We start from the raw sequence: 13,044 nt of genomic DNA on the forward strand, positions 1-13,044 counted from the left end.
TAGGAGTTACAAGTAAAATTGTATAAAACCGACAAGTCTATTGTTCTTTCTTACTCATCCTATATAAACTTAATGACTATTCTTAAACTAGCTACAAAAACCAATAATCCTACACAGATATAAGAGATGCGTTTAGGCATTCTACCAGCTAGCCTTGCTGCTAAAGGAGCTGCAAATACCCCTCCTAAAGCTAAGCCTAAGAAGATATACCAATAACCGAATCCCAACTTCGAAAAGAAAACCATAGAAGCAGCAAAAGTTACAAAGAACTCCGCTAAGGATACTGTCCCTACGACATATCTAGTAGGTCTTCCTTTAGTTAGAAGCGTAGAAGTAACTATAGGCCCCCAGCCTCCTCCTCCAAAAGCATCAAAGAAACCTCCTGAAAAGCCTAGAAAACCAACGTATTTGACTTTCTTTCTGATTACTGAGTTTCTTAACGCTAAACTAATTAACCTAATAGCAATAATCATTAAGTATAATGCTACAAATGGATAAGCGATATACTCATACTCACTACCAATATAGATCACAAACAACGACCCTAAAATAGCCCCTACTACTCCAGGAATACTCAGCCAGAGCAGTAGTTTCTTATTTACATTTTTAAACTTGTAGTGTGTGTATCCAGATACTGCACTAGAAAACATCTCTGCAGTATGAATGCTCCCTGATATAGTGGGAAGACTTAGCCCCATAGCCATCATAGCTGAGGCTGAAGTCATTCCATATCCCAATCCTAATGCACCATCAACTATCTGTGCTAAAAATCCAATAATGAAAACATAGTAAAACTCTGAAGGCATACTCGCTAAGCCAGCTTGAATATCATGAAACGTAATAACATTAGATAAAGCATATCCCAATACAAAAACTAACACAAGAGTAGTGAGTCTAAAGATTTTAGAAAAAAGTTGTTTTCTCTCATAATTACGATTGGTCATAACGGATGTTACTCGATTTAAACTATTGAGCTTTTCTCTTAGATTTCCTTTGTGACGTGCTCTATACTGATTTAAATGTTCTATACTATCGCTTACATTATCAGGCACTTCTTCTTCTAAATACTCTCTCATTCTACGAGCCAATACAGGTGATTGACCATTAGTAGATATGGCTATCTTTAGTTGTCCTTTGGTTACGATAGACCCAAGATAAAAATCACATAAGTCTGGCTGATCAGCTGCATTGACTAATAATCCCTTACTATTGGCTAAAGCTTTTATTTCTTGATTTAAGCCAGTATTATTCGTCGCTATTACTACTAAGTCCATTTGATACAAATCTTCTATTAGAAAGCTTCTATGCTTCAATATTAGATTAGCATGGGTGGTTTTTAATTCAAAGAATTCAGGTTTAAAATCAATAGAAACAACCGTAATATGAGTTAGTTCATTTTGTTTTAGCAATGTTTTTGTTTTCTCTAAACCAACATTACCTCCTCCTACAATTAAAAAATTGGAATGAGTCGTTTTTAGAAATATTGGGAATAATGTGTTTTTCATAATCTATTATATTACAACCCTTTAACTATAAAATCATATACTTAAAGAATAAAAAAAGAGATATAAGTCCCTCAGGACCAATCTGGCAGATTGATCTACAATTTGTTTTACAATGTTTAATAGTGATTAAACTACTCTGAGATAAAGTAGCTCTTATAGTTCCTTAGAACAGGAAAGAAGTAATAAAAATGCAACAGACTTTCATTGAATAATTGTTTTGTGGTGGTAGTTTTAGTTTATTTTTTAAGCAAAGAATTTTCTATAGGTAAAGTCCCCAAAAGTTTCTTTAGCTAAAGCTTCTTCTTTGTATTGGCCAAATAAATTATCTAAATGCGATAAGATCTCTTCTTCTTTTATCTTTTTCTTATATAGTTGATTTAATCGAGTACCATATCGGTCTCCTCCTAGCATAAGATTATACTCTTGTGAACCAGTACCTACAAAGCCTATCTCAGCTAAATATGAACGACCACAACCATTAGGACATCCTGTCATTCGAATACTAATCTCTTCTTCACCTAGATTATGTTTAGCTAGTAATGGTTCAACTTTAGAAATTAGCTCTGGTAAATAACGCTGTGCCTCAGCTAAAGCTAATGGACAAGTTGGTAATGCCACACATGACATAGAACTCTCTCTTAGTTTTGAATTTCTCAATTCTATTGCGTGTTCTACCAATAACTTCTCTACTAACCATTTGTCTTCTTCTTCAATTTCTCCAAGTATTAAATTCTGATTACAAGTAAATTTAAAATCGGAAACGGCTAGTTTAGATAAATTATATAAGAACTCTTTTTGATAAGTTTGTACTACACCATTCTCAACAAATAAAGTATAATACCATTTACCATCATGAGCTTGCTGCCATCCATATCTATCATTACGCTCTGTAAATTCATACGCTCTAGCTGGTTGAAGCTGTACTCCTGCTCTATGTTCTAGTTCCTTGACAAAGTTCTCTACTCCTAATCTGTCAAGAGTATATTTTAGACGAGCAAGCTTTCTGTCTGAACGATTTCCATAATCTCGTTGTATAGTCAATACTTCATAAATCAACTTCATCGTATCTTCTTCATTGTCAGAAAAGCCTATAACAGTAGCTAATCTTGAATAGGTTTGCTCATTGCCATGTGTTGTAGATAATCCACCTCCTATAGCAATGTTAAACCCAATCAATCTATCGTCTTCAACGATAGCAATAAGCCCAATATCATTAGCAAATACATCTACATCATTCGTTGGTGGAATTGCAATGGCTATTTTAAATTTCCTTGGAAGGTACTTGTCCTGATATAAAGGATCAGCTTCAATAGATCGATCATAAATCTTTTCGTTATCTATCCATACTTCATAATAAGACTGTGTCTTAGGCAAGAGCATTTTAGATATCTTATCTGCATAATGATGAATTTGCTCAAAAACAGGTGAAACTTGTGGATGAGAACTACAGATTACATTTCTATTGACATCACCACATGCAGCAATAGCATCTAGTTTAGCAAGAAGAAAACCTTGTATTGTATCACTTAATTGGTGCTTTAATAATCCATGTAACTGTATAGTTTGTCTAGTTGTTATCTTTAATACACCTGTACCATATAGTTCTGATATTTCATGTATAGCCAGCCATTGCTTCGCAGAGATTACTCCTCCTGGTATGCGAAGTCTAATCATGAAAGAATACAGCTTATCTAGTTTCTTTTCTGCTCTCTCTTGTCGTCTATCTCTATCGTCTTGGACATACATTCCATGAAACTTAATTAAAGCTTCATCATCAGGCCTTACATTCCCTGTATAATTATCTTTTAAGCTCTGTGCTAACGTACCTCGTAAGCCGTCGCTTTTTTCTTTTATCCCTTCTATAGGAGATAGTTTATCTTGATTCATTTCGTCTTTTTTTAATACACATCTTTTCTATATTGTCCACTTAAAAACATTTCTTCTAAATACTCTTCAGCCGCTTTAAAAGAAGTGTTTTGTTGCTCCATAATGATTTCAACAAGTACACGTTCAACATCTTCACTCATAGGAGACTTCTGCCCACAAACATAAATTATAGCACCTGATTCTATCCAGTCCCACACTTCAATAGCTCTTTCTCTTAGCCTATCCTGAACATATATTTTATGCTTTTGATCTCTAGAGAAAGCAGTATCTAGGTTTGTTAAAACACCACTTTCTAACCATTGTTGTATTTCTGTCTGATAGTAAAAATCACATACAAAGTGCTGTTCTCCAAAGAATAACCAATTGCGTCCTTCTGCTCCACTTGTATCTCTATGTTCAATAAAACCTCTGAATGGTGCAATACCAGTTCCTGGTCCTATCATAATAATATCCTTATTAGAATCAGGTAAATAAAACTCACTATTTCTATGAATATAGAATGAGAGTTCTTGTCCAACCTCTAATTCAGAAAAATAAGAAGAACACAACCCTTGTTTCTTTTCTGCTCCTACCAAGAACTGATCTAAAGCTACAGTTAAGTGTACTTCATCCTCATGAGCTAAATTAGAAGACGAAATAGAATAAAGCCTTGGTACAATCGGCTGTAGAATCGCTTTTATCCCATCTAGTTCTATTGACTTTCTATTAGTATAGATTTCTAAAAGGTCCAATAAGTCAATCCTATCTTCAATAATATCTACTCCTAAATAAGTTGATAACTTATTTATTACCCCTTTTGTAAGCCCTGTAATGCTCACCCCCTCTAACTCTTCATATCTACTCTCTTCGCCCAATAACTTAGCTATACTTATCATTGTACCTAGCTTATTGGGAGGGTAAACCCCTATGGCATCTCCTGGCTGATAGTCTATAGTGATATCACTGCGAATTTCTAGGTGATAGGTTTGTTTATTAGACTCTCTATCGTTCAATAATACATTGTGACTAACTACCCCTTGATACTCCTTTTTTACATTAGGTTTTTCTACTGTAATCTGTGCATTAATGTCTTTATGATTTCCTTCTTCTACAATACTCCCTCTAGATTTCTCTATAGTATCTAAGACTGTTTTAAACCACGTAGCAGTATATTCTTTATAATCTACATCTAACTTTTTTAGAGGTAAAATAGATTGCGCTCCTTGTTGAAGTAATAATTTATCTAGATCTTCTCCTGCTTTACAGAAAAGAGGATAAGAAGAATCTCCTAACGCTAATAAACAATACCTTACGTTACTCAATTCAAGTTTTACTTTAGATAAGGAATCAAAGAATTTCTGAGCAGAAAGAGGTGGTTCTCCTTCCCCTTGTGTACTACAAATAAGAATGATAAAATCTTCTTTACTCAAATCTTCAACTTTATATGTAGCTAAGTCTAAACTCTTAGCTTGTAACTTATTCTGTTTGCAAAGCTTTAGAAGTTCTAGTGCTACTTTCTTACTATTTCCTGTTTCACTTCCATAAAGAATAAGAGGCTTCACTGATACTTTTGAACTTTGATTAACAGCAATTGGATTACTTGGCTGTATCTCATTTTGGGCTAACAAGCCTGAGAGGTAACCATTAAACCAGATTAGTTCTTCTCGCGAATAGTTTTCAACCTGCTTCTGTAAACTTGTTATTTTTTGATCAAATTGCATATTGAAACTCTTTTATATGATTATCAAAATAAGAATAGTATTCTCCTTCTTTTATTTCTTCTTTCCAAGCAAATTGCTCATGTAATTCAACTACTTTACCCACAATAAATAAAGTTGGTACATACTCAAAGGCAATCAGCTCTTTTTCCATAATATCTCTAAAAGAATATACAGTTGTCTTCTGATAGATAGTACTTGCCTGTTGAATAATAGCAATTCCTTTCTCTGACGCTATCCCTTGTGATAGCAAGGCTTGTACTAAATACTTCAGCTTTTGCCCACTCATATAGAATACTAGTGTATCCTCTGTCTTTGCCCAATCTCTCCAAGTATCTTGTTCTATACTAATCGTATCAAATAAAGTCAAGAAACGAACTGCACGACTATATCCTCTACTAGTCAAAGGAATAGCACTATAAGCTGCTGCACCTAATGCTGCAGAAATGCCTGGGATAATCTCATATTTTATTCTATTTTCTTTTAATACTCGCAATTCATCAAGAATATTAGAAAATATAGAAACATCTCCTCCCTTTAATCTAAGTACAGTCATTCCTAATTTAGCATACGAAACCATTAACTCATTAATCTCTTGCTGTGGTGTATGTATCCCTTTAGAACACTGTTTACCTACGTAAATAACCTTTGTCGTCTTATTGACATACAGTTCGATAAGCTCAGGCGAGACTAAACGATCTATCAGAATTATATCTGCCGTTTTTAAATACCGAAGTGCCTTCAGACTTATTAACTCAGGATCTCCTGGACCAGCACCTGCTAGTATAACTTTTCCACTATTCATCACAATCAAGAATTAAAATAGCCCCTCTACTGATAAGTAGCGTTCTCCATTATCATAGTTAAATGTCAATATCTTAGCACCATCTTCTATAGAAGGCAATAATTTTGTAATAGCTGCCAATGATGCTCCTGTAGAGATTCCTACTAGTAAACCTTCTTTTTTAGCAACTTCTTTTACTACTTCAAATGCTTCTTCTTTTGAAATCTTTACAACCTTATCTATTAAATTAAAATCTAATATTTCTGGAATAAAGCCTGCCCCAATCCCCTGTATAGTATGTGGTCCAGAAGGTTCTCCACTTAATACAGCAGAAGTATCAGGTTCTACAGCAATCACTTTCAGATTGGGATATTTCTCTTTTAATACTTTAGATACCCCCGTAATATGCCCTCCTGTTCCGACTCCTGTCACTAAATAATCTAATCCTTCAGGAAAATCTTGAATAATTTCTAATGCAGTTGTTCTACTGTGAATATCTACGTTCACAGGGTTATTAAATTGTCTTGGTGACCATGCATTAGGAATTTCTTGAACTAATTCGGTTGCTTTTTCAATAGCTCCTTTCATTCCTTTTTCTCGTGGAGTTAATTCAAATTTAGCTCCATATATCTCCATCAATTTTCTTCGCTCTACACTCATTGACTCGGGCATAACTAAAATAACATCATATCCCTTAACAGCTCCTACCAGAGCAAGTCCTATTCCTGTATTTCCAGATGTTGGTTCTATAATAACACTTCCTGGTTTTAACAAACCTTGCTTCTCAGCATCTTCTATCATTGCCAAGGCAATACGATCTTTAATACTTCCTCCTGGATTTGTTTTTTCAAGCTTTATCCAAGTTTGTTTTGATCCTGGAAAGAATCTATTTAATCCTATAATTGGAGTATTTCCAATTGTTCCTAAAATACTTTCTACTTTCATTTTATATTCTCTTTGGTTTTTAATTTGGTTACTTTATTATTATTTCATTTATTCTTATGCGATATTGACTATCTAATTCTACATTGGAATTAGCTTCAATAGAGCTTGGTATATGAAGATTTGGTCCTATCCTTGATCCTTTACCAATCGTTATGGCTTTTCCTGTAATAGAAACTCTTTCTCGTATTACAACATTATCTTCAATCACAATAGATTCCTTTAAACACAAATCTAATATCTGTCTATGTTCTCCTAAGATTACTCCTTGGTGTATTCTTACATTATTTCCTATAACTACTGTACTCCCTATCACAACTCCTAAACCATTGATAAGTATTAATTGTTTACCTATTTTTGCAAATGGACTAATATCTATTCCCGTAAGACGGTATCCATATCGATTAGCTATCTGAGGCAAAACAGTTATCCCTAGATCAATAAATACCTGTGAGACCCTATAGAGATACATCGCTAAAAAACCTGAGTTAAAAGCTATTATTTCTGATTTAGACTGAACAGACTTATCATAACTCATATATCCCTCTAAATCAGACTCTAATAATTTATACAACGTTTCTACTTGATTAAAAAACAGTTGTGCTTTAAGACCTGCTTTATCTTTAGTAATAACTCTTTGTAATACCACTTCCAGTTCAAGACACAAAGTCTGTTCTTCAGCTAAAAAACAAGCAAACGATTCATAGTTATAATTGGTAAACAACCAATTATAGAATCGATCTAACCAAGTTTCAAATAGCTCTTTATTAGGTACTCTATTCTTTATTGTCTTGTTATATATGTAGTCCCTCATACTTGTAAAAAGTAGTTTACAAGAACATTAAAGCCCCTACAGTATTATAAGAGGTCTCGTCTACTAGAATAGCATTCCCTGTTTTAGAATTTTCTACAAAAGGATCATAGTTTAATGCTTGATTGGTTTGTAGGCTAACTTGTGCGATATCGTTTAAGCTCACCTCTTCACCTATGTTAAACTCAAGAGTATTTATATCCCACTTTCTATCTATCGATTTGATTTTAACTCGAACACTGTGAAAACGATGTTGTAAAATATACGTTTTACCTAATTGCAGATCTTCTGTATCTAACCAACTTATCCAAGAAGTAAGCTTATTCGTTGCTAAAGGTGCTTTTTGTTCTTCTAAATAAATTGTATCTCCCCTGCTAATATCCAGATCTGCATCAAAATGCATTACAACATTATCACCTGCTATAACATTAGATACATCTCTAAGATTCTTCTCTAACTTTGTGATAGTTGTAGAAATATTACTTGGAAGTATTCTTACCCTATCTCCTACTTTATATTGACCACTTAATACTAAGCCTGCATACCCTCTATAATCTAAATACTCCTTCGTCTGAGGTCTAATAATAAATTGTACTTGAAAACGAGCTTCATTTCTCAATTGGCTTTCTATATGAATGGTCTCTAAGACCTCTAACAAGGTTTTACCCGTATACCAAGGAGTTAGTGATGAAGACTTTACAATATTATCTCCTTGTAGAGCACTAATAGGGATATAAACAACTTCTGTAAAGGTTAATTGACTTCTTAATACTTCAAAGTCTGACTTAATCTCCTCATAAATACCTTCGTTATAGTCTACTAAATCAATTTTATTGATTGCTACAACGACTTTTTTAATTCCCATCAGAGAAGCGATTGAAGCATGACGTTTGGTCTGTTCTGTAATTCCTTTTCTGATATCAATTAATAGGATAATCAAATCGGATACAGATGCCGCAGTAATCATATTTTTAGTATACTGCTGATGTCCAGGAGAATCTGCTATAATAAACTTTCTATTAACTGTAGAAAAGTATTTATATGCTACATCTATTGTAATACCTTGTTCACGTTCTGCTCTTAATCCATCAGTAATTAAAGCTAGGTCAATCGTTTCTTCTCCTATATCTGATTTACTTGCTAAAACGCCTAAATGATCTGTTGAGATACTATTAGAATCATACAGTAATCTACCAATTAAAGTACTTTTCCCATCATCTACATTCCCTGCTGTTATAAATTTTAATGTTTCCATTTTACTTTATTTACTACAATTAAAAATATCCTTTCTTCTTTCTGTCTTCCATAGCTGATTCAGATAATAAATCATCTAATCTAGTCTGTCCTCTCTCGCTTATTCTTGAGTTTTTTATATCCTCAATAATATCGTCTACTGTTATAGCATTAGAAGCTATTGCTGCTGTACAAGTCATATCTCCTACAGTGCGATAACGCACAGATGATTTGACTACTTTTTCTCCTTCAACAGCTGGAGTAAAACTAGAAAGAGCTATTAATTTATCATTGTACTCAATACATTCACGTTCATGAGCAAAGTACAATCCTGGCAATTCAATATCATTTGCTTTAATATAATTCCAGATATCTAGCTCTGTCCAATTACTAATAGGAAATACTCTGGTATTATGCCCTGTCTGCATATTCCCATTGACAATATCCCAAAGCTCAGGTCTTTGGAGCTTAGGATCCCATTGACCAAAATCGTCTCTTAGAGAAAATATCCTTTCTTTTGCCCTAGCTTTTTCCTCATCTCTTCTTGCCCCACCTATGCATGCATCAAATTCATGCTCTTGAATAGTATCTAATAAAGTATAAGCTTGTAGTGAGTTTCTAGAAGGAAAACGACCTTGTGTTTCCTTTAATTTGTACTTTCTAATACTATCTTCTACACTTCCTACTATTAGTTTTTCTCCTATTTGGTCCACTAACTTATCCCTAAATGCAATAGCCTCAGGAAAATTATGTCCTGTATCAATATGGACTAATGGAAAAGGAAATTTACCTGGTCTAAATGCTTTTAGTGCCAGGTGAACCAAGACAATAGAGTCTTTTCCTCCAGAGAACAACAAGGCTGGTTTCTCAAATTGAGCAGCTGTTTCTCTCAAAATATAAATTGCCTCTTGTTCTAAAGTTTCTAAATAATTGTTTTCTATCATATCTGTTAATACTATTTATTCTATTGTTTTAAGTGTAATCCACATTCTTTTTTTGAAGCATCTTCCCACCACCATCTTCCTGCCCTAAAATCTTCTCCTTCTCTTATCGCTCTTGTACATGGGCTACAACCAATACTGATATAACCTTGCTTATGTAGTGGATTATAGGGAATCTGATTTTGCTCTATAAACGCTGTTACTTCCTCTGTAGACCAAGATAGCAGAGGATGAAACTTGATAATTTGATTGTGTTCATCCCATTCAAAAGGAGTCAAGCTTTGTCTATTAGGAGAATGTTCTGCTCTTAAACCTGTAATCCATATTTCTTGATTCTTTAAGGCTTTCTGCAGAGGTAATACCTTTCGAATAGTACAACACTCTTTTCTCAATTCTACAGATTTGTAGAAACTATCTGGTCCATTCTTATTGACAAACTCTGCTATAAGACTACTCTCTGGAAAATAGGCTGTAATATTAATTTTATACTTTGCTAAAGTGAGACTCCATGTATCGTAAGTCTGATCGAAGAGTCTCCCTGTATCTAGTGTAAAAAAAGAAACCTCTTTTTCATCTTTTAAAAGATGGGTGATAACTTGGTCTTCATAACTGAAACTTGTTGAAAACGTTATTGATTCAAAATGTTCTTTTAAATACTTCATCTGTTCTTTAAAGGACAAGGCTTCTAACCCACCCTCAAGCAGTTTTTCATATTGATTTTTTAAACTCATATTATTCTTTTTTTCAATAAACTATAATCTCTATCATTTTAGTAGTCTTTAGGTGTAAATTTTTTTAATCTCCGTCTATAAAGCGTTGAAGCGTAGCTTCTGACATGCTCTTTCTTGTCTTATCTCTAATCTCCATAAACTGTTTTCTCAGATAACAACTTACTTCATCTTCACAGTCATCACATGGTTCATAGTAGTTTATAGATACACATGGTGTCAATGCAATAGGCCCATCAAATATTCTATACAAATCAGCTACTGATACCTCCTTAGGATCTTTAATTAAATAATACCCTCCAGCTAGTCCTTTTTTACTATTTACTAACTTTACTCTCTTAAGCTCTAGTAATATTTGCTCTAGAAACTTCTTCGGTATATTTTCTTTTTCTGCTATAGTAGCTATAGTTAAGTGCCCATTTTGATATACTCTTGCTAGACACACCATTGCTTTTAAGGCATACTTACATCGTTTTGATAACATAGTATAAATGCATAAAAAAAGCCCCTTATCGTTAAATAAGGAGCTTCTATATATTGATTTAATTTAAATACAACGTACGAATAGACTACTCCTCTTTTGAAAAGCATTTACACATACACATTACCATATTTAAATTATTTATTCTCATTTTTTGATTTTTTATTCTTGTACAAATGAAAGGATTATATTTTAATGCGCAAACATTTTTTTATAATTTTTTAAATAATAGCTGAATAATATCTCTCTTTGATTTGAATAAAAACTTCAAACATAAGACCTAACAGACTAAGTACCAACATTTATAACTTAAAATAATAAAATTGTAATAATTATAAATACTAATTATGATTATTGATGATAACCTTTAATTTTCTTGTTTAGAGCAATACTAAACAAGCTACAAAATGTGAATAAATAGAAATAATCATCAAATTTATAACTTGCACTCTTTTAAATTAGATAATAAATAAAGCAAAAATCCCAATTATTACAATTGGGATTTTCTAGAAGACTAATAACTGATATCACGAAGACATCTTACTTTAATCAGGAAAAGTTAGAATAATAACATTGTTACAAAGCCTCCAAAACTATTTTCATTTACTTTTAAAGGACCATAGAAATCTATATTAGCAGCAGCTCCAAAACTAAACTCTTTATAGCTCAGACCTACTCGCCCTTGGATATAACTTCGAGAATGTCCTTTCCACTCTGTTGCATATCCATATAATCCCTGTGCTCTTGTATAAAGTTTAAAAGTATCATTAAGCTTAGGAGTATATTCTACTAAGGCCATTCCTTCATAAGCAGGCTTTGACATAATATCTACTCTTCCATTAAGAACAATAGCCCAATCCTTTTTAACCCAACTATATAATAATCCAGCTGCAGGTTTAACTCCAAACTCTGGATCATAGTGAAACCCAGCAGTTATATCTAATCCTTTCATTACGGTATAGGTTAACTGTCCTTGAATCATCCTATCCTTTACATCTGGCTCTCCCCACTCTCCTACATAATTTACGACACTAAAGAAACCTACTTTAGGTAAACTCTGAAACTTCTTGTTAAGGAGCATATTAAAGGTAACTCCTCTACTTCCTATTAATGTCTCTACATTAATAGGCGGGTTAACTACTACACTGTCTTTATTAACCACTTCATCTTGTTGTTGAGCAACAATTGAAACACTGTAAAACAAACTACTTAAGATAAGCAACATCTTACAAATAGATCGGAATCTCATGTTTTTGATTTAAAATTTAGTTGTAAACCTAAGCTCAATACTTTACTTTTGCAAGTAGTAACACTTTTGTATAGTAATACCATAAATTACTGTATTACTCATAGCCAATCACTTATGACGAAAAATAAAATAGAAAAAGTTGAACACAAATGTACCCTACACGATGTTTTAGAAATAGTTGGGGGAAAATGGTCTATTCCTATCATATTTACACTCTTTGATGGGACTAAACGATTTAGTGAATTAGAAAGAGAAATTCCCAATATTAATACACGAATGTTAGTCAAGGAACTAAAAAAATTACAACAGACAAATATCATCACTAGAGATGCTCTCCCTACTGTTCCTCCTACGGTAAATTATACCTTGACACATAAGGGACAAATGCTAGAACCTATTCTACGAGCATTCTTAAAATGGGGAGAAGAGTTTATTGATAAATAAGCACAAAATAACCTCCTTAATAACATCAATATAGAATCAATTATCTTTGTTTAAAATATACGATATATGCAAGTATCAAAAGACCCATTACACGGAAAGAAACTAGTCGATATTCTAGAAGAATTAGTAGAATACTATAACGGATTCGAGGAATTAGGCAATCAGATTAATATCAGATGCTTCACTCATGACCCTAGCATTAACTCTTCTTTAAAATTCTTACGAAAAACACCTTGGGCAAGAGATAAAGTCGAAAGCCTTTACTTATATGTTCTACGTCAAAAAGCAAAACAACAAAAATCTGAAGAATAAATCCTATTTTATTTCTGTTTTTCAATATAG

General features: G+C 33.1%; 13 protein-coding genes. 2 read left to right on the forward strand and 11 right to left on the reverse strand.

The genetic code is table 11. The annotated features are described in order from the left end of the window. Nucleotides 1-59 precede the first annotated feature (59 nt). The 11 genes from E0Z07_RS14010 to E0Z07_RS14060 all read right to left on the reverse strand — a co-directional run bounded on the left by E0Z07_RS14010 (nucleotide 60) and on the right by E0Z07_RS14060 (nucleotide 12,258). On the reverse strand, nucleotides 60-1,505 hold the full coding sequence (locus tag E0Z07_RS14010) for a TSUP family transporter (protein ID WP_006260379.1): 1,446 nt from the start codon (nucleotides 1,503-1,505) through the stop codon (nucleotides 60-62). Nucleotides 1,506-1,748: 243 nt separating this feature from the next. After that, entirely contained in the window at nucleotides 1,749-3,392 is a 1,644-nt protein-coding gene (locus tag E0Z07_RS14015; RefSeq protein ID WP_006260380.1) for an NADPH-dependent assimilatory sulfite reductase hemoprotein subunit, read from the reverse strand. A gap of 11 nt (nucleotides 3,393-3,403) precedes the next feature. Next, entirely contained in the window at nucleotides 3,404-5,092 is a 1,689-nt protein-coding gene (locus E0Z07_RS14020; RefSeq protein WP_006260381.1) for a diflavin oxidoreductase, read from the reverse strand. Beyond that, complete coding sequence (cobA, locus tag E0Z07_RS14025) at nucleotides 5,082-5,894, reverse strand: uroporphyrinogen-III C-methyltransferase (RefSeq protein ID WP_006260382.1); 813 nt, start codon at nucleotides 5,892-5,894, stop codon at nucleotides 5,082-5,084. The genes E0Z07_RS14020 and cobA overlap by 11 nt, the downstream gene beginning before the upstream one ends. A 12-nt stretch (nucleotides 5,895-5,906) precedes the next feature. Next, the gene (gene cysK, locus E0Z07_RS14030; protein WP_006260383.1) at nucleotides 5,907-6,818 is read right to left on the reverse strand and encodes a cysteine synthase A; all 912 of its coding nucleotides are present in this window, start codon (nucleotides 6,816-6,818) and stop codon (nucleotides 5,907-5,909) included. Nucleotides 6,819-6,846: 28 nt separating this feature from the next. Further along, nucleotides 6,847-7,629, reverse strand: a complete 783-nt coding sequence (locus tag E0Z07_RS14035; protein ID WP_006260384.1) for a serine O-acetyltransferase — start codon at nucleotides 7,627-7,629, stop codon at nucleotides 6,847-6,849. A 16-nt stretch (nucleotides 7,630-7,645) separates the two neighbouring features. Next, the gene (locus E0Z07_RS14040; protein ID WP_006260385.1) at nucleotides 7,646-8,881 is read right to left on the reverse strand and encodes a sulfate adenylyltransferase subunit 1; all 1,236 of its coding nucleotides are present in this window, start codon (nucleotides 8,879-8,881) and stop codon (nucleotides 7,646-7,648) included. A 19-nt stretch (nucleotides 8,882-8,900) separates the two neighbouring features. After that, nucleotides 8,901-9,803: a sulfate adenylyltransferase subunit CysD gene (gene cysD / locus E0Z07_RS14045; RefSeq protein ID WP_006260386.1), complete on the reverse strand. Its 903-nt coding sequence runs from the start codon at nucleotides 9,801-9,803 to the stop codon at nucleotides 8,901-8,903. A gap of 20 nt (nucleotides 9,804-9,823) precedes the next feature. Next, on the reverse strand, nucleotides 9,824-10,531 hold the full coding sequence (locus E0Z07_RS14050; RefSeq protein WP_006260387.1) for a phosphoadenylyl-sulfate reductase: 708 nt from the start codon (nucleotides 10,529-10,531) through the stop codon (nucleotides 9,824-9,826). A 64-nt stretch (nucleotides 10,532-10,595) separates the two neighbouring features. After that, on the reverse strand, nucleotides 10,596-11,012 hold the full coding sequence (locus E0Z07_RS14055; RefSeq protein WP_073144814.1) for an RrF2 family transcriptional regulator: 417 nt from the start codon (nucleotides 11,010-11,012) through the stop codon (nucleotides 10,596-10,598). Nucleotides 11,013-11,568: 556 nt separating this feature from the next. Continuing rightward, entirely contained in the window at nucleotides 11,569-12,258 is a 690-nt protein-coding gene (locus E0Z07_RS14060; RefSeq protein WP_006260389.1) for a hypothetical protein, read from the reverse strand. Nucleotides 12,259-12,372: 114 nt separating this feature from the next. Between E0Z07_RS14060 and E0Z07_RS14065 the strand changes: the two genes are divergently transcribed. Both E0Z07_RS14065 and E0Z07_RS14070 read left to right on the forward strand, forming a co-directional pair. Continuing rightward, nucleotides 12,373-12,702 (forward strand): winged helix-turn-helix transcriptional regulator, encoded by a 330-nt coding sequence (locus E0Z07_RS14065; protein WP_006260390.1) that lies wholly within the window; start codon nucleotides 12,373-12,375, stop codon nucleotides 12,700-12,702. A 66-nt stretch (nucleotides 12,703-12,768) separates the two neighbouring features. Continuing rightward, complete coding sequence (locus tag E0Z07_RS14070) at nucleotides 12,769-13,014, forward strand: VF530 family protein (protein WP_006260391.1); 246 nt, start codon at nucleotides 12,769-12,771, stop codon at nucleotides 13,012-13,014. Nucleotides 13,015-13,044: the final 30 nt, after the last annotated feature.

It is taken from the genome of Myroides odoratimimus (assembly GCF_004337635.1).
Classification (GTDB): domain Bacteria; phylum Bacteroidota; class Bacteroidia; order Flavobacteriales; family Flavobacteriaceae; genus Flavobacterium; species Flavobacterium odoratimimum.

What these genes read in the sequence shown, in the direction of transcription:
- E0Z07_RS14010 (WP_006260379.1), bottom strand. Translation starts at nt 1,505, where the DNA reads ATGAAAAACACATTATTCCCAATATTTCTAAAAACGACTCATTCCAAT.
- E0Z07_RS14015 (WP_006260380.1), bottom strand. Translation starts at nt 3,392, where the DNA reads ATGAATCAAGATAAACTATCTCCTATAGAAGGGATAAAAGAAAAAAGC.
- E0Z07_RS14020 (WP_006260381.1), bottom strand. Translation starts at nt 5,092, where the DNA reads ATGCAATTTGATCAAAAAATAACAAGTTTACAGAAGCAGGTTGAAAAC.
- cobA (WP_006260382.1), bottom strand. Translation starts at nt 5,894, where the DNA reads ATGAATAGTGGAAAAGTTATACTAGCAGGTGCTGGTCCAGGAGATCCT.
- cysK (WP_006260383.1), bottom strand. Translation starts at nt 6,818, where the DNA reads ATGAAAGTAGAAAGTATTTTAGGAACAATTGGAAATACTCCAATTATA.
- E0Z07_RS14035 (WP_006260384.1), bottom strand. Translation starts at nt 7,629, where the DNA reads ATGAGGGACTACATATATAACAAGACAATAAAGAATAGAGTACCTAAT.
- E0Z07_RS14040 (WP_006260385.1), bottom strand. Translation starts at nt 8,881, where the DNA reads ATGGAAACATTAAAATTTATAACAGCAGGGAATGTAGATGATGGGAAA.
- cysD (WP_006260386.1), bottom strand. Translation starts at nt 9,803, where the DNA reads ATGATAGAAAACAATTATTTAGAAACTTTAGAACAAGAGGCAATTTAT.
- E0Z07_RS14050 (WP_006260387.1), bottom strand. Translation starts at nt 10,531, where the DNA reads ATGAGTTTAAAAAATCAATATGAAAAACTGCTTGAGGGTGGGTTAGAA.
- E0Z07_RS14055 (WP_073144814.1), bottom strand. Translation starts at nt 11,012, where the DNA reads ATGTTATCAAAACGATGTAAGTATGCCTTAAAAGCAATGGTGTGTCTA.
- E0Z07_RS14060 (WP_006260389.1), bottom strand. Translation starts at nt 12,258, where the DNA reads ATGAGATTCCGATCTATTTGTAAGATGTTGCTTATCTTAAGTAGTTTG.
- E0Z07_RS14065 (WP_006260390.1), top strand. Translation starts at nt 12,373, where the DNA reads ATGACGAAAAATAAAATAGAAAAAGTTGAACACAAATGTACCCTACAC.
- E0Z07_RS14070 (WP_006260391.1), top strand. Translation starts at nt 12,769, where the DNA reads ATGCAAGTATCAAAAGACCCATTACACGGAAAGAAACTAGTCGATATT.